The organism is Stenotrophomonas sp. yr243 (genome assembly GCF_900184195.1).
Taxonomy (GTDB): domain Bacteria; phylum Pseudomonadota; class Gammaproteobacteria; order Xanthomonadales; family Xanthomonadaceae; genus Stenotrophomonas; species Stenotrophomonas lactitubi.
The window spans coordinates 102,057-121,939 of sequence record NZ_FXWT01000003.1; the positions used below are offsets into that span (position 1 = coordinate 102,057).

Sequence of the window (19,883 nt, forward strand, 5' to 3'; positions counted from 1 at the left end):
AAGACGTGTCGAACTGGCCTCTACTCAGTGTCCTCATCTGGCTGCCGATCCTCGGCGGTGCCCTGATCCTTGCGATCCGTGATGCGCAGACCGCCCGCTGGGCGTCGCTGGGCGTCGCGGTGCTGACCTTCGTGGCGAGTCTCTCGCTGCTGGGCGGCTACAACCCGGGTATCGACGCGCTGCAGTTCGTCGAGACCCACGCCTGGATCCCGACCTACAACATCGGCTACAACCTGGGCGTGGACGGCATCGCCGTAGCGCTGATCCTGCTGACCACGCTGGTCAGCGTGCTCGCCCTGATCGGTGCCTGGAGCGCGATCGACAAGCGCGTGAACCAGTACGTGGCTGCCTTCCTGATCCTGGAAGGTGTCACCGTCGGTATCTTCTCGGCCACGGACGCGATGCTGTTCTACGTGTTCTTCGAGGCGATGCTGATCCCGATGTTCCTGATCATCGGTGTCTGGGGCGGCCCGCGCCGCATCTACGCCGCGCTGAAGTTCTTCCTGTACACCTTCCTCGGCTCGGTGCTGATGCTGGTGGCGCTGATCTACCTGTACATGAAGGGCGGCAGCTTCCAGCTGGCCGACCTCTATGCACTGCAGCTGTCGGGCAAGGAACAGACCTGGATCTTCTTCGCCTTCCTGATCGCGTTCGCGGTCAAGGTGCCGATGTTCCCGGTGCACACCTGGCTGCCGGACGCGCACGTGGAAGCGCCGACCGCCGGTTCGGTGATCCTGGCCGCCATCGCACTGAAGATCGGTGGCTACGGCTTCCTGCGCTTCAACCTGCCGATCGTCCCCGATGCGTCGCAGGAGTGGGCATGGCTGGTCATCGCACTTTCGCTGATCGCGGTGATCTACGTCGGCCTGGTCGCCCTGGTGCAGGACGACATGAAGAAGCTGATCGCCTATTCGTCGATCGCGCACATGGGCTTCGTCACCCTGGGCACCTTCATTGCCCTGTGGCTGGTGCGTGAAGCCGGCAACGTCGATGCGGCCCGCCTGGGCCTGCAGGGTGCCATGGTGCAGATGATCTCGCACGGCTTCGTGTCCGGCGCGATGTTCTCCTGCGTCGGCGTGCTGTACGACCGCATGCACAGCCGCCGCATCGCCGATTACGGCGGCGTGGTCAACGTGATGCCCTGGTTCGCCACCTTCGCCATGCTGTTCTTCATGGCCAACGCGGGCCTGCCGGGTACCAGCGGTTTCGTCGGCGAGTTCATGGTCATCCTCGCGGCGTTCCAGCGGAACCCGTGGATCGCCCTGGGCGCAGCCACCACCCTGATCATCGGCGCGGCCTACACCCTGTGGCTGTACAAGCGCGTCTTCTTCGGCGAGGTGGCCAACAGCCACGTCGCCGAACTGAAGGACATCAACGGCCGCGAATGGCTGGTGCTGGGCGTGTTCGCCATTGGCGTGCTGGCCCTGGGCATCTACCCCAAGCCGCTGACCGACCTGATGGAGCCCTCGATCGCAAAGCTGGCGATGCAGATCGCATCCAGCAAGTTGCTGTAATTCCAGGATTTGATGATGACCACCTCGCCGCTGCTGCCACTGACCGCCGCTGACCTGCCACCGCTCGCTCCCGAGCTGGTGCTGATCGGCAGTGCCTTCGCCCTGATGATCCTCGACCTGTTCGTCAGCGAACGGAACAAGATCGTCACCCACCTGTTCTCGGTCGCTGCACTGGCCGTGGTGCTGTTCATGCTGGCCACCGGCGTGGGCGGGCAGGGGGAGGTCTTCCATGGCATGTTCGTGCGCGATACCGCCGCGGACGTGATGAAGACCGGGATCGTGCTGCTCAGCGGCCTGACCCTGATCTACGGCTGGGGCTACCTGCGCGAGCGCAAGCTGTTCCAGGGTGAGATTCCGGTGCTGATCCTGTTCGGTACCGCCGGCATGATGATCCTGGTCTCCGCCGGCAGCCTGCTGATGGTGTACCTGGGCCTGGAACTGCTGGCCCTGTGCTCCTACGCGCTGGTCGCCAGCAACCGCGAAAGCGGCCTGGCCTCGGAAGCGGCGATGAAATACATCGTCCTCGGCTCGCTGGCTTCGGGCCTGCTGCTGTACGGCATGTCGCTGATCTATGGCGCCACCGGCAGCCTGCACCTGGATGCCATCCAGGCCGCCATTCCGCACTCGGAAGAGCGCGTGCTGCTGATCACCGGCGCGGTATTCATGATTGCCGGTGTTGCCTTCAAGCTGGGTGCCGCACCGTTCCACATGTGGCTGCCGGACGTGTACCAGGGTGCTCCGGCACCGATCGCGCTGTTCATCAGCTCGGCACCGAAGCTGGCCGCCTTCGGCATGGCCTATCGCCTGCTGGAAATGGGCGTGGGTCCGCTGTCGACCGAACTGCAGCTGATGATTGCCGGCCTGGCCGCGTTGTCGCTGGTGATCGGCAACCTGATGGCCATCGCACAGAGCAACCTCAAGCGCATGCTGGCGTTCTCCACCGTGTCGCACATCGGCTTCCTGCTGATGGGCATTGCCGGTGGCGGTTCGCAGGGTTATGCGGCTGCGCTGTTCTACGCTCTGGCCTACGCCATCATGTCCACCGCGGCCTTCGGCGCGATCATCGCGCTGTCGCGTGCTGGCTTCGAGGCGGAGAACATCGAGGATTTCAAGGGCCTGAATGCCCGCAACCCGTGGATGGCCGGCCTGGTGCTGTGCATCATGGCGTCGCTGGCAGGCATCCCGCCGTTCCTCGGTTTCTGGACCAAGCTGGCCGTGCTCGGCGCAGCCATCAACGGCGGCCTGTTGTGGCTGGCGATCCTGGGCGTGCTGTGCGCCGTGGTCGGTTGCTTCTACTACCTGCGTGTCATCAAGGTCATGTACTTCGATGAGCCGGTGGGCGAGGCCATGCCGCGCAGCAAGGACCGCGTGCTGGGTGTGGTGCTGGGCGTCAACGCACTGGCATTGCTGGCGCTGGGCCTGGCCTGGAACCCGATCATGGTCTGGTGCCAGCAGGCATTTGCGCATCTTGCATAAAAGTTGACACAAAGCTGCGCGATTCGTGTAATATACGCAGCTTGAGTTGTCACTGCAGCGGTTCAGCCAGAACATCGTTGCGGAGCGCCCCTCGCCAGAGTAGGGCGGCAGTTCAAACACTTCCGGTGCGGGGTGGAGCAGTCTGGCAGCTCGTCGGGCTCATAACCCGAAGGTCGCAGGTTCAAATCCTGCCCCCGCTACCAACACATCGAATCGGCGCCAACCAGTTCGATGAATGAGGAAAAGCTTGCAGGTTTTGAAGTTATCCCTCATAATTCCGCTTCTGATGCGGGGTGGAGCAGTCTGGCAGCTCGTCGGGCTCATAACCCGAAGGTCGCAGGTTCAAATCCTGCCCCCGCTACCAAGTAAAGAATGCGCCTTCGAAGCTCTGCTTCGAGGGCGTTTTTCTTTGCGGCTTCCGCCGATCCGCCGATCCGCCGGGCCATGCCCGGCGAGCGCAGCGAAGGGTTTCAGGACGGCCGCAGCCTTGCACCAGAGCGGTGCAAGGGCTATCATCAGCGGCCTAGAAGTACCCCTGACGGCGGCGCTCCCCATCGGAGATCCGCCCGGAAGGAGGGCCGCAACACGCTTGTTCAGCGCGTTGCAACCGGAATCCAGTCACCGGAGTCTTTCCGGAAAAGGGGCCCAGCGGGCCCTTCGTCGTTTTCGGGGCGTCATGTTTCCATGCTGGCCAAGGCCGGCACCCAACCAAGAGATCAAGGCAGGCTGTGAGCGACAAGGCAACCGACATCGCGAATCTGCTCGCCCCGACCGTTGTGTCGCTGGGCCTGGAGCTGCTGGGCGTTGAGTATCTGCCGGCCCCCGGCGGTGCGACCCTTCGCCTTTACATCGACGTGCCGCTGGCGGAACAGCCGGAGCGCATCATCAATGTAGACGACTGTGAGCGGGTAAGCCGCGAAGTTTCTGCGCAGATGGACGTCGAGGACCCGATCAGCGGCAATTACACGCTGGAAGTGTCCTCGCCGGGCGTGGATCGCCCGCTGTTCAACCTGGAGCAGTTCGGTCGTCACCTCGGCGAATCGGCCAAGGTCACCCTGAAGCTGCCGCAGGAAAACCGCCGTCGCCTGCAGGGTCGCATCGACGCGATCGACGAGGCGCAGGGCAGCATCACCTTCATCGTCGACAACACCGCACTGGTGGTGTCGGCCGACAACATCGACAAGGCGCGGATCATGCCTGACTGGGTGGCGCTGGGGCTGGCCCCGAGCAAGCCGACCGGTCCGGCACCGAAGCGTCCGAAGCCGAACAAGAATTCTTCTTCCAACGAGCCGGCGGCAAAGAAGCCGCGCGCGGAGTGAGCCAATGAGCAAGGAACTGTTGCTGGTAGTGGACGCGGTCGCCAACGAGAAGGGCGTGCCGCGTGAAGTAATCTTCGATGCCATCGAGGCCGCCCTGGCTTCGGCAGCGAAGAAGCGCTATCCCGACGAGGAAGTGCTGACCCGCGTGGTCATCGACCACAAGGATGGCAACTACGAAACCTACCGCCGCTGGGAAGTGGTGGCCGATGACGTAGTGATGGAGTCGCCGGATCGCCAGATCCGCCTGATGGACGCGATCGACGAAGCCGAAGGCGTGGACGTCGGCGATTACATCGAAGAGCAGATCGAGAACCCCGACTTCGGTCGCATCGCCGCCCAGGCCGCCAAGCAGGTGATCGTGCAGCGCGTGCGCGAAGCCGAGCGCCAGCAGGTTGTCGATGCGTGGGCCGACCGTGTGGGCGAGCTCATCACCGGTGTGGTCAAGCGCGCCGAGCGCGGCAACATCTATGTCGACCTTGGCGGCAACGCTGAAGGTTTCATTCCGAAGGACAAGGGCATTCCGCGTGATGTCCTGCGTGCCGGCGACCGCGTCCGCGGTTACCTGGCCGAAGTGCGTTCGGAGCCGCGTGGCCCGCAGCTGTTCATCAGCCGCGCCGCACCGGAATTCATGATCGAGCTGTTCAAGCTGGAAGTGCCGGAAGTCGGCCAGGGCCTGGTGGAAATCAAGGCCTGTGCCCGCGATCCGGGCGACCGCGCCAAGATTGCCGTGCTCGCCCACGACCAGCGCACCGATCCGATCGGCGCCTGCATCGGCATGCGTGGTTCGCGCGTGCAGGCCGTGTCCAACGAGCTCAATGGCGAGCGCGTGGACATCGTCCTGTGGAACGAGAACCCGGCCAACTTCGTCATCAATGCGATGGCGCCGGCCGAAGTGCAGTCGATCATCGTCGATGAAGACAAGCATTCGATGGACCTGGCCGTTGCTGAAGACCGCCTGGCCCAGGCGATCGGCAAGGGCGGCCAGAACGTGCGCCTGGCCAGCCGCCTGACCGGCTGGCAGCTCAACGTGATGACCCAGGACCAGGTGACCGCCAAGTCGGAAGCCGAACAGGCTTCGGCCCGCCAGCTGTTCATGGACAAGCTGGAAGTGGACGAGGAAATCGCTGGCATCCTGGTCAGCGAAGGCTTCGGCACGGTCGAGGAAATTGCATACGTACCGGTCGGCGAACTGCTGGCCGTGGAAGGTTTCGACGAAGACATCGTCGAAGAGCTGCGCGCACGTGCCCGCGATGCGCTGCTCAATGAGGCCCTGGCAGTCGAGGAAGGCCTGGAGGACGGCCAGCCGGCACAGGACCTGCTGTCCCTGAAGGGCATGGACGAAGCCACCGCATACGCGTTGGCCGGCCACGGCGTGCGTACCAGCGAGGACTTGTCCGACCTGGCCGCCGACGAGGTCATGGACTTCGGCATTGAAGGGCTGGACCAGGAGCGCGCCGCGGCGCTGATCCTGGCCGCGCGTGCCGAGGAAATCGCCCGACTGGAACGCGGCGAATGAGCCGGCAATGAACAGGGCCCTGAGCCGATCAGGGCGTAGAATCCGCGCCACCTCCAGATGCGGGGGGGCGCCCACAAGATCATAGGATCCGAATGTCGCAGCAAACCACCATCCGCAAGCTTGCTGAACTGGTCAATACACCGGTCGAAAAACTGCTGGAACAGCTGGCTGGTGCCGGCATGAAGTTCAGCGGTCCCGACCAGGTCGTGACCAGCTCCGAGAAAGTGAAGCTCCTGGGCTTCCTTCGTCGCTCGCACGGCAAGCCCGAGCAGGCCCCGGAAGAGACTGATCAGTCTGCCAAGAAGATCACCCTCAACCGTCGCAAGCAACAGGAAGTGACGGTCAGTTCCGGTCGCAGCAAGACAACCGTGAACGTGGAAGTGCGCCAGAAGCGCACCTACGTCAAGGATGGTGCTCGTGCGATGACCCCGGACGAAGAGCGTGCCGACATCCTGCGCAAGCTGGAAGAGTCGCGCGCACGCAACCTTGCCGAGCAGCAGGCCCTGGCCGAGAAGGACCGCCTGCGTGACGAGGCCATCGTCCGTGCACGCGAGGAAGAGGTCGCTGCCAAGGAGCGTGCCGAGGCCGAGAAGAAGGCGGCCGAGGAAGCTGCGGTTGCCGCCAAGGCTGCCGAGGCCCTGGCTGCCAGCAAGCCCAAGGTGCGTGCTCCGATCGACGAAACCGCGCCGCGCCCGCCGCGCGCTCCGGCCGCAGCCCCGGCTGCTCCGCGTAGTGCAGCGCCGCCGCGCAGCGACGACCGCAACAACCGCAACGCGCCGCGCAACGAGCGTGGACCGGGTGACCGCTTTGCCGGTCAGATGCACCTGTCCGCCGCCGATCGTGCGCGCCGTGGCAACAGCAACAACAGCAACAACCGTGGTCGCCCGGGCAGCCGTCCGACGTCCGGCCGTCGCGACATGTCGCGCGGCGGTGGCAACTCCGGCCCGCACGCCTTCGAGCGTCCGACCGCACCCGTCGTGCGTGAAGTGGCGATCGGCGACACCATCACCGTGGCCGACCTGGCGCAGAAGCTCGCGCTGAAGGGCGGCGAGGTGGTGAAGGCGCTGTTCAAGATGGGCGTGATGGCCACCATCACCCAGTCCATCGACCACGACACCGCGGCACTGGTCACCGAAGAGCTGGGCCACAAGGCGATCCGCGCCAGCGACAACGACGCCGAAGACGCGCTGTTGGCATCGGCGGGTGAGAACAAGGGCGAGGCCGTGCAGCGTCCGCCGGTGGTCACCATCATGGGCCACGTCGACCACGGCAAGACCTCGTTGCTGGATTACATCCGTCGCACCAAGGTCGCCACCGGCGAAGCCGGCGGCATCACCCAGCACATCGGTGCGTACCACGTTGAAACGCCGAAGGGCGTCATCAGCTTCCTGGATACCCCGGGCCACGCCGCGTTCACCTCGATGCGTGCCCGCGGTGCCAAGCTGACCGACATCGTGGTGCTGGTCGTGGCTGCCGATGACGGCGTCATGCCGCAGACCAAGGAAGCGATCCAGCACGCCCGTTCGGCGGGTGTGCCGCTGATCGTGGCGATCAACAAGATCGACAAGTCCGGCGCCGACCCGATGCGGGTCAAGAACGAGCTGCTCTCCGAGCAGGTCGTGGCCGAAGACTTCGGTGGCGACACCCAGATGGTGGAGATCTCGGCCAAGACCGGCCTGGGCATCGACGACCTGCTGGAAGCTGTATCGGTCCAGGCTGAGCTGCTGGAACTGAAGGCGGTCGACGAGGGTCGTGCCAACGGCGTGGTCATCGAATCGTCGCTGGACAAGGGCCGTGGCCCGATCGCGACGGTGCTGGTGCAGCAGGGCCGCCTGAAGAAGGGCGACTACCTGGTGTGCGGCATCCAGTACGGCCGCGTGCGTGCGCTGTTCGACGAAACCGGCAAGCAGCCGGAGTTCGCTGGCCCGTCCATCCCGGTGCAGGTCCTGGGCCTGTCAGGCGTGCCGGAAGCCGGTGACGACTTCGTCGTCGTCGACGACGAGCGTCTGGCCAAGGACGTTGCCCAGCAGCGTGAGACCAAGCGCCGTGAATCGCGCCTGGTCGCCACCGCTGGCAGCCGCATGGAAGACATCATGGCGACCCTGGGCAAGGGCGAGGGCCAGCAGGTCCTCAACCTGGTCATCAAGGCCGACGTGCAGGGTTCGGTGCAGGCGTTGAGCCAGGCCCTGGTGGCGCTGTCCAACGACGACATCCGCATCAACGTGATCCACTCCGGCGTGGGCGGCATCACCGAGTCGGACGCCAATTCGGCCGCCGCTTCGAAGGCCACCGTCATCGGCTTCAACGTGCGTGCGGATGCTTCGGCCCGTCGCATCATCGAATCCAACGGCGTGGACCTGCGTTACTTCTCGATCATCTATGACGTGATCGATCAGGTGAAGCAGGTGGCCTCCGGTCTGCTGGGCGTGGAGATCCGCGAAGAGATCATCGGTATCGCCGAGGTCCGCGACGTCTTCCGCAGCTCCAAGCTGGGTGCCGTCGCCGGCAGCATGGTCATCGAGGGTGTGGTCAAGCGCAACAAGCCGATCCGCGTCCTGCGCGACAGCGTGGTGATCTTCGAAGGCGAGCTGGAATCGCTGCGCCGCTTCAAGGAAAACGTCGAGGAAGTCCGCAACGGTACCGAGTGTGGTATCGCGGTGAAGGCCTACAACGACGTCAAGCCGGGTGACCAGATCGAGTGCTTCGAGCGTATCGAAGTGCCGCGCACCCTGTAATGCTGCAACGGACCGGCCCTCACGGGCCGGTCTCGTTTCATCCCGTAAACTGTAGTGCCTGACCTTGGTCGGGCCACAATCGAATCAAGAGCCTGCCGCGTGCCCAAGACTTTCCATCGAACCGACCGTGTCTCCGCCCAGCTGCGCCGTGAACTCGGCACCCTGGTGCACAACGCCGTGCGCGAGCACGGGTTGCCCTCGGTGAGCGTGTCCGACGTGGAAATCACCCGCGACATGGCCCACGCCAAGGTGTTCGTCACCGCGCTGATGCCGGAACGTTCGGTTGAAGCCATGAAGGGCCTGAAGGAACTGGCCTGGGGCCTGCGCATGGAGCTGGCGCGTGCGATGAAGCTGCGGCATGTGCCGGAGCTGCATTTCCACTACGACGATTCGGTCGATCGTGGCGAGCGCATCGACAACCTGCTGCGCGACCTGCCCGATACCGTGGCCGCCGAAAAGCGTCGCGAAGGCGACGAAGAATAACCGCGCGACGCCGGGCATGCCCGGCGTTGTTGCATTCCGGCTGCGCGATGTCTGATGCAGACCGCGCTGCGCGCTCGCCGGGCATGGCCCGGCGCTACCCGTACCTGTCATGACCCGAATTCAGTTCCGCCGCCTGGATGGCATCCTGCTGCTCGACAAGCCGACCGGCATGAGCTCCAACGCCGCGCTGCAGGTCGCCCGTCGCCTGTTCCGTGCGGAGAAGGGCGGCCACACCGGCAGCCTTGACCCGCTGGCCACCGGCCTGTTGCCGCTGTGCTTCGGCGAGGCCACCAAGATCGCCGGCCTGCTGCTGGGCTCGGCCAAGGCCTACGACGCCGAGATCGTGCTGGGCCAGACCACCGATACTGACGACGCCGAGGGCCAGGTGCTGCTCGAGCGGCCGGTGCCTGCGATCAGTCCCGAGACCCTGCAGGCGGCAATAGCGCCGCTGCTGGGCGACATCCTGCAGCGTGCGCCGATCTATTCGGCGCTCAAGCAGGGCGGGGAGCCGCTTTATGTGAAGGCCCGACGTGGCGACGCCATCGAAGCGCCCGAGCGCCAGGTCAAGGTCCACGCCATCGAGATACTGGAGCAGCAGCCCGAGCGGCTGCGGCTGCGGGTCACCTGCGGCTCGGGCACCTATATCCGCAGTCTGGCCCGTGACCTTGGTGAAACGCTGGGCTGCGGGGCGCACATCAGTGCCCTGCGTCGCTTGTGGGTGGAGCCGTTCCACGAACCGGCGATGGTCACCCTGGAGCAGCTGAGGGCCCTGGTGGAAGCGCAGGACGAGACCGCCATGGACGCGCTGCTGCTGCCGCTGGAGGCGGGTCTGTCCGAGTATCCCCGGGTCGATCTGGACGCCGAGCAGACCCAGCGTTTCTGCGTAGGCCAGCGCCAGCGCGACCCTTCCTGGCCGCGCGGCCTGGTGGCCGTGTTCGGCCCCGGATCGATGGCGCAGGGCCTGGGCCAGGTCGACGATGGCGGCCTGCTGGCCCCGCAGCGCCGCTTCAACCTCTGAACGGGGAGGCCCGGTTCAGCCCCGGACCTTGTTCCAAAGCCCCCTGGCCGTTACAATTCCGCGGCCGTTTTACGGCAGCCTGCCGAAGGCGGGTTTCATCCATTTGTTGGTTCACGGCGAGCCAGGCGGTGCGCGAAAGCGCGTTCCTGCCGGCCACGCATCACAGAGAAAAAAAGACATGTCGATCGACACCCAGAAGGTCATTGAAGACAACAAGCGCAGCTCGGCTGACACCGGCTCTCCGGAAGTCCAGGTTGCACTGCTGACCGCCCGCATCGAACTGCTGACCGGCCACTTCAAGACCCACAAGAAGGATCACCACAGCCGCCGTGGTCTGCTGCAGATGGTCAACCGCCGCCGCAGCCTGCTCGACTACCTGAAGAAGAAGGACGTCGAGCGTTACAAGGCCCTGATCGAGAAGCTTGGCCTGCGTCGCTAAGCAACGAATCCCCCGCGGCGCAGCGATGCGCCGCGGTTTTGTTTTGTAGCACCGTAATACCTTTTTCAGATCGGAACGACCGGTCATCCGTTGGCGGCAAGGGTCGCCCTCGGTCCATTCGCAGACAGCATCCCCAAGGACACCCTCCGTGGCAAAAATCACCAAAACCTTCCAGTACGGCAAGCACACCGTCACGCTTGAGACCGGCGAAATCGCCCGCCAGGCCGGTGGCGCCGTCATCGTCAAGTTCGACGACACCGTGCTGCTGGTCTCCGCCGTTGCCGCCAAGAGCGCGCGTGAGGGCCAGGACTTCTTCCCCCTGACCTGTGACTACCAGGAGAAGTTCTACGCCGGTGGCCGTATCCCGGGTGGCTTCTTCAAGCGCGAAGGCCGCGCGACCGAGAAGGAAACCCTGATCTCGCGTCTGATCGATCGTCCGATCCGTCCGCTGTTCCCGGAAGACTACAAGAACGAAGTCCAGATCATCGCCACGGTGATGTCGCTGAACCCGGACATCGATGGTGACATCGCTGCCCTGATCGGTGCCTCGGCTGCGCTGTCGCTGGCCGGCACCCCGTTCAAGGGTCCGATCGCCGCCGCCAAGGTCGGTTACAAGAACGGTGAGTACATCCTCAACCCGACCGTGACCGAGCTGAAGGATTCGGAGCTGGAGCTGGTCGTCGCCGGTACCGCCAACGCGGTGCTGATGGTGGAATCCGAAGCCGCGCTGCTGTCCGAAGACGTGATGCTGGGCGCCGTGACCTTCGGTCACCGCGAAATGCAGAAGGTCATCAACGCGATCAACGAGCTGACCGTGGAAGCCGGCACCAAGCCGTCGACCTGGGTCGCCCCGGCCAAGAACGACGTGCTGATCAGCGCCCTGCAGGAAGCCATCGGCCCGCGTCTGGGCGAAGCCTTCCAGGTGCGCGACAAGCTGCAGCGCCGCGACGCCATCTCGGCGATCAAGAAGGACGTGGTCGAGTCGCTGGCTGGCCGCGTGGCCGCTGAAGGCTGGAACCCGGCCGAGCTGTCGAAGGAATTCGGCGAGCTGGAATACAGCACCATGCGCAACTCGGTGCTGGACACCAAGGTCCGCATCGACGGCCGTGCGCTGGACACCGTCCGCCCGATCGCGGTGAAGACCGGCATCCTGCCGCGTACCCACGGTTCCTCGCTGTTCACCCGCGGCGAAACGCAGGCCATCGTGACCATCACCCTGGGCACCGCCCGTGATGGCCAGGTCATCGATGCCGTCTCCGGTGAGTACAAAGAGAACTTCCTGTTCCATTACAACTTCCCCCCCTACTCGGTGGGTGAGACCGGCCGCATGATGGGCCCGAAGCGTCGCGAGATCGGCCACGGCCGTCTGGCCAAGCGCGGCGTGCTGGCAGTGATGCCGTCGCTGGAATCCTTCCCGTACACCATTCGTGTCGTGTCGGAAATCACCGAATCCAACGGCTCCTCGTCGATGGCATCGGTCTGCGGCTCGTCGCTGGCCCTGATGGACGCCGGCGTGCCGGTGAAGGCACCGGTTGCCGGTATCGCCATGGGTCTGGTCAAGGAAGGCGATCGCTTCGTCGTCCTGTCCGACATCCTGGGTGACGAAGATCACCTGGGCGACATGGACTTCAAGGTTGCCGGTACCGCTGAGGGCATTTCCGCCCTGCAGATGGACATCAAGATCGAAGGCATCACCGAAGAGATCATGAAGCAGGCTCTGCAGCAGGCCAAGGCTGGCCGTCTGCACATCCTGGGCGAAATGGCCCATGGCCTGACCGCTCCGCGCGAAGAGCTGTCGGACTACGCGCCGCGTCTGCTGACCATCAAGATCCACCCGGACAAGATCCGCGAAGTGATCGGCAAGGGTGGTTCGACCATCCAGGCCATCACCAAGGAAACCGGCACCCAGATCGACATCCAGGATGACGGCACCATCGTCATCGCGTCGGTCAATGCCATCGCTGCGCAGGCTGCCAAGGCCCGCATCGAGCAGATCACCTCGGACGTCGAGCCGGGCCGCATCTACGAAGGCAAGGTCGCCAAGATCATGGACTTCGGTGCGTTCGTCACCATCCTGCCGGGCAAGGACGGCCTGGTGCACGTGTCGCAGATCTCCAGCGACCGCGTCGAGAAGGTCGGCGACGTGCTGAAGGAAGGCGACGTGGTCAAGGTCAAGGTGCTGGAAGTCGACAAGCAGGGCCGTATCCGCCTGTCGATGAAGGCCGTCGAGGAAGGCGAAGGCGCCACCGCCGAGTAATCGACGGTAGGTGTCAACCTTGGTTGGCACGCCTCGATTCCGGTAGGTGTCAACCTTGGTTGACACGCCTCGATTCCGGTAGGTGTCAACCTTGGTTGACACGCCGAAATGAAAAAGCGGGCTTCGGCCCGCTTTTTCTTTGCCCGCAACACCCGCCAGGCGTGGCGCTACGGCGACGGTTCCTCTGCATCTTCGTGCCCCAGCCACCACACCTGGCCGGGCTCCGGATCCGGAAGTGGATGCTCGCGCTGTTCAATCGCCTCCAGCACGCGCCCCCTGCCGGCTGCCGTCCATACCGCCATCAGCTTCTCCACTGCGGCCCGGCCCTGTGCGGCGATACCGAGGTTGCGTTCGCTTTCCCAGCGATCGTCATCATCACGGGTCTCGTCATCGCCACGGTCGTCATCGTGCTGGTGCGGCGTGCCATAGCTGCAGCGCAGGCACAGGTGACGCACCGACTCGGTCCAGTCCTCGACCAGGCCGATGCCCGGCAAGGTCAGCGCACGCAATGCGGCAATGTCCTCTGGCCCGTCGCACTGCACGAACACGGCATGGGTTGCCATGTCCGACGGCTGCAGACGCTGCATGGCGTTGAACACCGGTACCTGACGCTCACCATGGCTGCGATGCCCGGTGGATGCGCCGTCATGCAGCACGATGTCGCCGAAGCGGAACCCGCTCTCAGGCAGCGGTACGTTCTCCACCCGTGCACGCACCGGATCCAACCGGCGCATGTACACGGTCTCGCCGCTGGACCACGGATTCAAGCGGACACAGGCAACGCCGAAATTGCCGTCGATCGGGCCTTCGCCTTCGGGCAGTGTGATGCCGCAACGGGTCCATTGCCGGCGCGCCTCGGCCCAGTCACCGGCGCCGGTGGCGGCAATGCCGGCATTCCATGCGGTGGCCTCGTCGAATGCATCGCGCAGCTGTTCCGAGCGCAGGTTGTCCTGCAGCGATGCCGGCCAGTCGCGCAGGTACTTGTGCGCCAGCCCGCGCATGTAGTGCAGATTGGGCAGTTCGGGTGTGAGTTCGATCAGCTCGCCGAACAGGGTGGTGGCTTCCTCCAGGTCGCCAGCATCGAACGCCGCATAGGCACGCGCTTCCATTGCCTGCAGCTTTTCGAGGGTTTCGTCGTCCAGCAGTTCGCCGTCTGTGTCGTGGTCTGCGGTCATGTCCGTGTGCCATTGAAGATCCAGCGCCACCTTAGCCCAAGCGGGTCGTATGTTGTCCTGCAGCGAAGTGCTTTCGACGTTGCGCAGCCACGACCGTGTCAGCTTCCAGTGGCCGGCCACTGTCCAGCGGACGACTTGCACGGACATCCGCACCCTGGAGCGATCTGTTTGCTAACGTGGCTGCGCCTTCGACCCGGGAGTTTCCATGTTCCGCCAGACCTTGGCCGTACTTGCGGTGCTGATCGCCGGTACCCTGCCCATTGCCGCGCAGGCGCAACCCGCGCAAACGCCGATCTTCGGTGCGTACTACCCCGGCGGTTCGGCCGAGCGCTATCCGGTATCGAGCATCCCGGCCGAACGGCTCACCCATCTGTTCTATGCGTTCTCCACCATCGAGGACGGGCGCTGTGCGATCGGAGCCGAGGCGCCGGCCAACTTCGCCGCATTGGCCGCGCTCAAGCGCCGTCATCCGCATCTGCGCACGTTGATTTCGATCGGTGGCTGGGGCGCGGGCGGATTCTCCGACGCTGCGCTGACCGAGGCCAGCCGCAGGCGCCTGGTCGACTCGTGCATGGCGTTGTTCTTCGAGCGTCATGCCGGCAGCTTCGATGGCGTGGACATCGACTGGGAGTTCCCGGTCAGCGGTGGCCCGAAGGAACTGGCGCACCGTCCGCAGGACCGTGCCAACCTGACCAGGCTTGCGCAGGCCTTCCGCGTGGCGCTGGATGCGCGCGGCAGAAAAGCGGGGCAGCCGATGCTGCTGACTGCGGCGCTGGCGGCAGGTCGCCTGCAGACCGACGGTCCGTACGATCCCGGCGCCAGCTACGATCTGCCGGCGCTGGCCAAGGTGTTCGATTTCATCAACCTGATGAGCTACGACATGGGCACCGGCTTCTCGGCGGTGTCGACCTTCAATGCCCCCCTGCATGAAGTGCCTGCCGACCCGCTGGCGCCGGAACTGCGGCGCTGGAACAACGTCGCCGGTGCCGTGCAGTACTACCGCGAGCACGGCGTACCGGCGAGCAAGCTGGTGCTGGGCGTGCCGTTCTATGGGCGCGGTTTCAAGGTCACCGGCGAGTCGGCAGATGGCCTGTACCAGGCCTACAGCGCTCCGGCCGATGCCGGTGACTGGCGGGTGATCAAGGCGCGCTATCTCGACCGGCCGGGCTGGAACAAACACTGGCAGCCGCAGGCGCGGAGCCCGTGGTTGTACAACCCGACCGAGAAGATTTTCATCAGCTATGAAGACCCGCGTTCGATCGGACTGCGGGCGCAGTTCGCGCGCGAGCAGGGCCTGGCCGGTGTCTTCATGTGGGAGCTGACCGGTGACGACGAGCAGGCCAGCCTGCTCAACGCCATGCTGGCTCCGTGGCAGAAGGCCCGCGTCGGCGACTGACCGGCTCTGGCAGCGCCGGGCCATGCCCGGCGCTGTCACCCGATCATCGAAGGCGGGTGGTCAGTTTGCCCACACGCTGTTGGGGTCACCGTTGCGGGCCCGCCGCTGGCTCGCATATGCCAGGCGGGCAAAGCCGAAGGCCATCGCCAGCGCCATCGCATCGATCCAGAACAACGGCCAGTGGCCGCGTGCGGCGGCCAACCACAGCCAGTCACCGTTGAGGGCGCCGTGTGCCACCGGCACCAGCGCGGTGCTGATCGCCGCGGCCCATAGCAGCTCGCGCGCCGCCTGTGCCGGGCGGCGCAGGGCTGCCCACAGCGCACATGCGGCCCAGGTCACGAAGCAGGCCCAGCGGATGCCGTGGTCGACCTGGGCAGGGGAGACCCGCTCCAGCACCAGTGCGGCTACGAAGGCCACCGAGATCGCCACGCACAGGCCGATGCAGACACCCACCGTGGCCCGTGCCATGTTGACGGCAGCGCGTGACTGCTGCGGCTGACGGCGCTTGCGGCGCGACTCGATCCACAGCAGGTTGCCCGAATAGAACAGGAAGGCGCCGCCGAGGCCGAGCAGGAAGTACAGCCAGACCACCACGCCGTTGCCGAACTCGCCGAAGTGCAGCGCATAGGCGGCACTGAGCGTGGCGTGGTTGGCATCGCGTTGGCCGGGCAGCTGGCTGGCCAGCACGCGGCCGCTTTCGACATCCAGCGCGACAGCGCCGAGCGGGCCGAGCGTGCCGCTGGCCTCGCCGGTGATCTCGATGGTCGCGTTGGCATCACCGCCATTGGCCAGTTTCAGGTAGGCCGGTTCAAAGTTGGCCACACCTTGCGCGCGCGCCACTTCCAGCGCCCGTGCGTGCAGTTCGCGCAGGCTGCCCGGTGCAGCCGGGATGCCACTGGCTTCGCGCAGCGGCGCGGTATCCATCGCCGTCGGTACCGCCTGCAGCGCCTTGCCGTCGTAGATCAGGGGATTGAGCACGGCCATCTGCATGAACACCAGGCAGAGCAGGGCGCCGGTCACCGCGAACATCAGATGGAACGGCAGGCTGAGCACGCCGATCACGTTGTGCGCGTCCTGCCATTGCTGCTTCAGATTGCGGCCCGGGCGCAGCGCGAACAGATCGCCCAGCAGCTTGGGCAGGTGGATCACCAGTCCGCTGAGCAGGGCCATGCCGTACAGCAGGCTGACGATGCCCATTACGTAGATGCCGGCCACCGGCAGGCCCAGGCTGTAATGCAGCTCGTTGACCAGTTCGGCCAGCCCGGTCTGCGGTGGCGTCGGACTGCCGCCGGTCTGTCCCGGCCATGCATAGCGCCAGCTGCCGTCTTCGGCCTGCCAGTAGGCCAGCGGCTGCGGATGATCGGCACCGGGGAAGGTCATGCCAACGTGGCGACGCGCTTCGGCGTGGGTGGCCAGTACATCGTCGAGCAGGTACTGGGCGTCATCCAGGCCGGCCGGCAACGCGGTTGCTGCACCAGGCGTCTGCCACAGCGGGAGATCGTGGTGGAACAGGGTCAGCGCGCCGGCATAGAACGCCACGAACAGCCCGAAGCCGGCGACCAGGCCAACCCAGGTGTGCAGGGTGGTGAACGTGCGCAGGGTCTGTGAACTGAATTTCATGCGGTCGATCTCATTGCACCGCGCCGGTCAGGCGCAGCAGGCCGAGTACGGCGAAGCCAAGGGCCGCGCAACCGGCCAGGGTCAGCCAGGCGCGCAGCGGGCTGCGGAAACTGAAGGCCCACAACGCGGCCAGCATCCACAACGGGACGAATGCGATCAGGCTCGGCACCAGGGCCTTCTGCCAGGGGCCCGGCGGCAGCCATGCGACCAGGCCGGTCGCCGCAGCGGCAAGGAAGAAGCCGGCGAAGATGCCGGCCAGTGCGCGCGACCACATCAGCGCGGCTCCACATCGGGGCGGTGCCACGCGGCCAGTGCCGGCAGCAGCATGGCGGCCAGCATCCAGGTGCACAGCATCGCCACCAGGCCGGCGGCAAAGCCCAGTTCGGCCATCCACAGCCACAGTGCGGCCACGGCAGCGACCAGGCCGATCTGCCGGCCCAGGCGCCCGGCACGGCGCAGGCGTGGCCAACGGCAGTGCGGGGAGGCGGCATAGAAGGCCAGCGCGGAGAACATCGCCGACAGCATGCCGAGGCTGCAGAAGCCAAGGGTCGACAGGCCGACGGTGATCATTGCGGGCTCCGAGCCCGGCACTCGGCCGGTGAACGCGGGGCACGGGCGGGACCGGCAGGCGCCGGTCGGGGCGGGTGGCGCATTGCAGGGTCCTGGGGGAAGCGGGCAGGTCGGCACGGAGGCTGGCTGCGCGCACATGGTAATCATTGCGTTTTCACGCCGCCAGCGAGCGCCATTCAGGCGCCGCTTGGGCTTTGTCGGCCACTGGTTTAAGATCGTGGGCAACCACATCCTGGAAACCAAGGTGGCCCGCGCACTGCGCCGGCCGAGCGTGCGACATGAGCACTACCACCGCCCACTGTTGACCTGCCCCGAAGGCCCTGCATTCCAGGCGCCCTCGTGGCGCTTTTTTATTGCCCGGGCGTTGGCCCGGGAGCGCTTTCCAGCCCGCCCGGCGGGCCCCGCATGAAGCCATTGCAATGATCACGATTACCCTTCCCGACGGCAGCCGCCGCGAATTCGAACATCCCGTCAGCGTCATGGACGTCGCCCAGTCGATCGGCGCCGGCCTGGCCAAGGCCACCATCGCCGGTTCGGTGGATGGCGTGCTGGTGGATGCCAGTGACGTCATCGATCACGACGCCTCCCTGCGCATCATCACCGCCAAGGACGAGGAGGGCGTGGAAATCATCCGCCACTCCAGCGCCCACCTTGTCGGCCACGCGGTCAAGCAGCTCTATCCGGACGTGAAGATGGTCATCGGCCCGGTGATCGCCGAGGGCTTCTACTACGACATCTACTCCGAGCGCCCGTTCACCCCCGAAGACATGGCGGCGATCGAAAAGCGCATGGGCGAGCTGATCGCCCAGGACTACGACGTCATCAAGAAAGTGACGCCGCGCGCGGAAGTCATCGAGATCTTCAAGGCCCGTGGCGAGGACTACAAGCTGCGCCTGATCGAGGACATGTCGCCTGACATCCAGGCGATGGGCATGTACTACCACCAGGAATACGTGGACATGTGTCGCGGTCCGCACGTGCCGAACACGCGCTTCCTGAAGGCCTTCAAGCTGACCCGCATTTCCGGCGCCTACTGGCGCGGCGACGCGCAGAACGAGCAGCTGCAGCGCGTCTACGGCACCGCCTGGGCCGACAAGAAGCAGCTCGATGCGTACATCAAGCGCATCGAAGAAGCGGAGATGCGCGACCACCGTCGCATCGGCAAGCAGCAGGACCTGTTCCACCTGCAGGAAGAGGCGCCGGGCCTGGTGTTCTGGCACCCGAAGGGCTGGGCGCTGTGGCAGGTGGTCGAGCAGTACATGCGCAAGGTGTACCGCAGCACCGGCTACGGCGAAGTGCGCTGCCCGCAGATCCTGGACGTGTCGCTGTGGCAGAAGTCGGGCCACTGGGACAACTACCAGGACGCGATGTTCTTCACCGAGTCGGAGAAGCGTACCTACGCGCTCAAGCCGATGAACTGCCCGGGCCACGTGCAGGTGTTCAACCAGGGGCTGCACAGCTACCGCGATCTGCCGATCCGCTACGGTGAGTTTGGTGCCTGCCATCGCAACGAGCCCTCCGGCGCGCTGCACGGCATCCTGCGCGTGCGTGGCTTCACCCAGGACGACGGTCACGTGTTCTGCACCGAAGACCAGGTCGAGGCGGAAGTGACCGCGTTCCACCAGCAGGCGCTGGCGGTGTACCAGCACTTCGGCTTCGAGGAGATCCAGGTCAAGATCGCACTGCGCCCCGAATCGCGCCTGGGCGATGACGCCACCTGGGACAAGGCAGAGGGCGCGCTGCGCTCGGCACTGTCCAGCTGCGGGGTGGAATGGCAGGAACTGCCGGGCGAGGGTGCCTTCTACGGCCCGAAGATCGAGTACCACCTGAAGGACGCCATCGGCCGCACCTGGCAGCTGGGCACCATGCAGGTCGATTTCATGATGCCTGGCCGTCTGGGCGCTGAATACGTGGACGAAAACAGCCAGAAGAAGCATCCGGTGATGCTGCACCGGGCCATCGTCGGCTCGATGGAGCGTTTTCTGGGCATCCTGATCGAGCACCATGCCGGCCAGTTCCCGGCCTGGCTGGCGCCGACCCAGGTGGTGGTGGCCAATATCACCGATGCGCAGGCTGAATACGTGTCTGCCGTGACCAAAAGCCTTGCGGATCAAGGCTTCCGCGTCAGCGCCGATTTGCGTAACGAGAAGATCGGCTATAAGATTCGCGAGCACACGCTGCAGCGCGTGCCGTACCTGCTGGTCATTGGTGACCGCGAGAAGGAAAACGGCGCTGTGGCGGTGCGTACGCGTTCTGGCGAAGATCTCGGCAGCATGAGCCTCCAGGCTTTCACCGAGCGGCTCCAGGCCGAGGGCGCGTAAATAAAGGTCCGGCCCGTGCGCATTGGCGCCCGGGCCGGGTTCGA

At 65.3% G+C, this 19,883-nt stretch carries 15 protein-coding genes and 2 tRNA genes; 13 read left to right on the forward strand and 4 right to left on the reverse strand.

Annotated elements, in window-relative coordinates:
- Positions 1 to 5: 5 nt before the first annotated feature.
- The 11 genes from QOL57_RS13160 to pnp all read left to right on the forward strand — a co-directional run bounded on the left by QOL57_RS13160 (position 6) and on the right by pnp (position 12,757).
- Positions 6 to 1,514, forward strand: coding sequence for an NADH-quinone oxidoreductase subunit M (locus tag QOL57_RS13160; RefSeq protein WP_089236294.1), 1,509 nt, complete (start codon positions 6 to 8; stop codon positions 1,512 to 1,514).
- A gap of 15 nt (positions 1,515 to 1,529) precedes the next feature.
- Entirely contained in the window at positions 1,530 to 2,990 is a 1,461-nt protein-coding gene (gene nuoN, locus QOL57_RS13165; RefSeq protein ID WP_089236293.1) for an NADH-quinone oxidoreductase subunit NuoN, read from the forward strand.
- A 126-nt stretch (positions 2,991 to 3,116) separates the two neighbouring features.
- A tRNA-Met gene (locus tag QOL57_RS13170) sits at positions 3,117 to 3,193 on the forward strand.
- Between the two features lie 84 nt (positions 3,194 to 3,277).
- Positions 3,278 to 3,354: transfer RNA gene (locus QOL57_RS13175), tRNA-Met, on the forward strand.
- A gap of 364 nt (positions 3,355 to 3,718) precedes the next feature.
- Positions 3,719 to 4,309 carry a ribosome maturation factor RimP gene (gene rimP, locus QOL57_RS13180; RefSeq protein ID WP_089236292.1) on the forward strand — a complete coding sequence of 197 codons (591 nt, stop codon included), beginning with the start codon at positions 3,719 to 3,721 and terminating at the stop codon, positions 4,307 to 4,309.
- Between the two features lie 4 nt (positions 4,310 to 4,313).
- Entirely contained in the window at positions 4,314 to 5,825 is a 1,512-nt protein-coding gene (gene nusA / locus QOL57_RS13185; protein WP_089236291.1) for a transcription termination factor NusA, read from the forward strand.
- 92 nt (positions 5,826 to 5,917) lie between these two features.
- The gene (infB, locus tag QOL57_RS13190; protein ID WP_089236290.1) at positions 5,918 to 8,560 is read left to right on the forward strand and encodes a translation initiation factor IF-2; all 2,643 of its coding nucleotides are present in this window, start codon (positions 5,918 to 5,920) and stop codon (positions 8,558 to 8,560) included.
- Between the two features lie 99 nt (positions 8,561 to 8,659).
- Positions 8,660 to 9,043: a 30S ribosome-binding factor RbfA gene (rbfA, locus tag QOL57_RS13195; RefSeq protein ID WP_089236289.1), complete on the forward strand. Its 384-nt coding sequence runs from the start codon at positions 8,660 to 8,662 to the stop codon at positions 9,041 to 9,043.
- Between the two features lie 109 nt (positions 9,044 to 9,152).
- Positions 9,153 to 10,061: a tRNA pseudouridine(55) synthase TruB gene (gene truB / locus QOL57_RS13200; RefSeq protein ID WP_089236288.1), complete on the forward strand. Its 909-nt coding sequence runs from the start codon at positions 9,153 to 9,155 to the stop codon at positions 10,059 to 10,061.
- Positions 10,062 to 10,239: 178 nt separating this feature from the next.
- Complete coding sequence (gene rpsO / locus QOL57_RS13205; protein WP_005410445.1) at positions 10,240 to 10,500, forward strand: 30S ribosomal protein S15; 261 nt, start codon at positions 10,240 to 10,242, stop codon at positions 10,498 to 10,500.
- Positions 10,501 to 10,648: 148 nt separating this feature from the next.
- Positions 10,649 to 12,757, forward strand: coding sequence for a polyribonucleotide nucleotidyltransferase (gene pnp / locus QOL57_RS13210; RefSeq protein WP_089236287.1), 2,109 nt, complete (start codon positions 10,649 to 10,651; stop codon positions 12,755 to 12,757).
- A gap of 167 nt (positions 12,758 to 12,924) precedes the next feature.
- On the opposite strand, the gene QOL57_RS13215 is transcribed toward pnp, so the two are convergent.
- On the reverse strand, positions 12,925 to 13,932 hold the full coding sequence (locus QOL57_RS13215; RefSeq protein ID WP_176429827.1) for a hypothetical protein: 1,008 nt from the start codon (positions 13,930 to 13,932) through the stop codon (positions 12,925 to 12,927).
- Between the two features lie 205 nt (positions 13,933 to 14,137).
- On the opposite strand from QOL57_RS13215, the gene QOL57_RS13220 reads away from it, so the two are divergent.
- A complete protein-coding gene (locus tag QOL57_RS13220) occupies positions 14,138 to 15,328 on the forward strand; it encodes a glycoside hydrolase family 18 protein (protein WP_089236286.1) in 1,191 nt (396 codons plus the stop codon).
- 60 nt (positions 15,329 to 15,388) lie between these two features.
- Here the strand turns inward: QOL57_RS13220 and QOL57_RS13225 are convergent, their stop codons facing one another.
- Genes QOL57_RS13225 through QOL57_RS13235 form a run of 3 tightly spaced genes read right to left on the reverse strand, consistent with a single transcriptional unit; the run spans position 15,389 to position 17,518 of the window.
- The gene (locus QOL57_RS13225) at positions 15,389 to 16,948 is read right to left on the reverse strand and encodes a PepSY-associated TM helix domain-containing protein (RefSeq protein WP_089236285.1); all 1,560 of its coding nucleotides are present in this window, start codon (positions 16,946 to 16,948) and stop codon (positions 15,389 to 15,391) included.
- Between the two features lie 10 nt (positions 16,949 to 16,958).
- Positions 16,959 to 17,222 (reverse strand): hypothetical protein, encoded by a 264-nt coding sequence (locus QOL57_RS13230; RefSeq protein WP_089236284.1) that lies wholly within the window; start codon positions 17,220 to 17,222, stop codon positions 16,959 to 16,961.
- Positions 17,222 to 17,518, reverse strand: coding sequence for a hypothetical protein (locus QOL57_RS13235; protein ID WP_025876254.1), 297 nt, complete (start codon positions 17,516 to 17,518; stop codon positions 17,222 to 17,224). The genes QOL57_RS13230 and QOL57_RS13235 overlap by 1 nt, the downstream gene beginning before the upstream one ends.
- Positions 17,519 to 17,937: 419 nt before the next feature.
- Between QOL57_RS13235 and thrS the strand changes: the two genes are divergently transcribed.
- Positions 17,938 to 19,839 carry a threonine--tRNA ligase gene (gene thrS, locus QOL57_RS13240; RefSeq protein ID WP_089236283.1) on the forward strand — a complete coding sequence of 634 codons (1,902 nt, stop codon included), beginning with the start codon at positions 17,938 to 17,940 and terminating at the stop codon, positions 19,837 to 19,839.
- The last annotated feature ends 44 nt before the right edge of the window (positions 19,840 to 19,883 follow it).